This is a genomic window from Microcoleus sp. OTE_8_concoct_300 (assembly GCF_031383065.1).
In the GTDB taxonomy this organism is placed as follows: Bacteria; Cyanobacteriota; Cyanobacteriia; order Cyanobacteriales; family Microcoleaceae; genus Microcoleus.
On the sequence record NZ_JANMZH010000152.1, the window covers coordinates 1 to 1136 of the forward strand.

General features: G+C 39.5%; 1 protein-coding gene and 1 pseudogene. Both read right to left on the reverse strand.

What is annotated here, in order from left to right; all coding sequences use genetic code 11:
* Positions 1-213 precede the first annotated feature (213 nt).
* Positions 214-867 (reverse strand): group II intron maturase-specific domain-containing protein, encoded by a 654-nt coding sequence (locus ACUVJL_RS07450; protein ID WP_445245271.1) that lies wholly within the window; start codon positions 865-867, stop codon positions 214-216.
* 54 nt (positions 868-921) lie between these two features.
* Positions 922-1136: pseudogene (locus tag ACUVJL_RS07455) on the reverse strand (IS1 family transposase); the annotation flags it as partial.

The window sequence follows — 1136 nt, forward strand, 5'->3', positions numbered from 1 at the left end:
AAAAGATAATTAGCAATTGGTATGAAGTACAACGGAATATGTTCACGTTAGTTGTACGTGAGCATATTTTTGCCAACCTTAGCAGTGATATCATTATCTATAATTCATAGATGATGTTTTTTGTCAATGCGTAAGTCCTAGAGACTTTGGTTTCAATCAACGAACCGCACGATCCGGACGTGCTGGTTTCCCCGCATCCGGCTCCCGATGTTCTTAGCTTTCGCTTTTGCTCATGTGGAGATAATCGTGGCAGCTTTCGTGAACCGCTAAGAGGTTGTTATTTTTCCAATTATTATGGTTTTCATCCACATGATGTAGATGTACCTTTTCATCGCCTAGCATTTTTAAACTACATTTCCCACATTTATGGTTTTGCCGTTTTAAAGCTTTAGAGGTTTCGCCGTCATAGAGTTTGCTGTTACGCTCACTCCAGTAAGCTATATCTCCGTCGTAAGGTGATTTCTCCCCTTTGACGTTGACAAATTTGTTTTCGGAGTAAGGAACCGCCGGGAATGCTTTTTCCGTCAATTTCTTGACAGTATAGCAGTTCTGTTTTGCTTCCTTGTTAAATACCTTGAAGGCTCTATTTTCGAGGAACCACAGCGATAACCGTGACCCCTCCAATTTGCAGTAGCGATGGTAATTTCTCCAACCTCTAACTACAGGGGCTAATTTCTCAGCTTTGACCGTAGCACCATAATTCGAGTTGTTGACGATGTGTTTTACCTTCTGACGGAATACTTTGAAATTGTCCACTGATGGAACGCATCTAAATTTTCCGTTGTTTTGCACTTTAAAATGCCAACCAAGGAAGTCAAATCCATCTGTCGTAGCAGTTAGTTTCGTTTTATTTTCACTAACTTTCATCCCACGTTCTGCCAGAAATTCGCTGACTTTATCAAGTATTGCGGCATTGCTGAATTAGGGTATGATACGAGTAAAAATACGCGAGGGGAGTCGAAAATGATTTCCAGCATTTTGATGGGGAATTGGAACATCTCCAAATTTTAGATAATGAATTAGTAATTTAATTGAATACCCTAGCATCTTTTCACACTTAGAATAACAAAGAGTTTTTCTTTTTAACCGAGCCAAGTAATGTCTGAGTCTTGTATTTTCACCTTCAACTCTTGTCA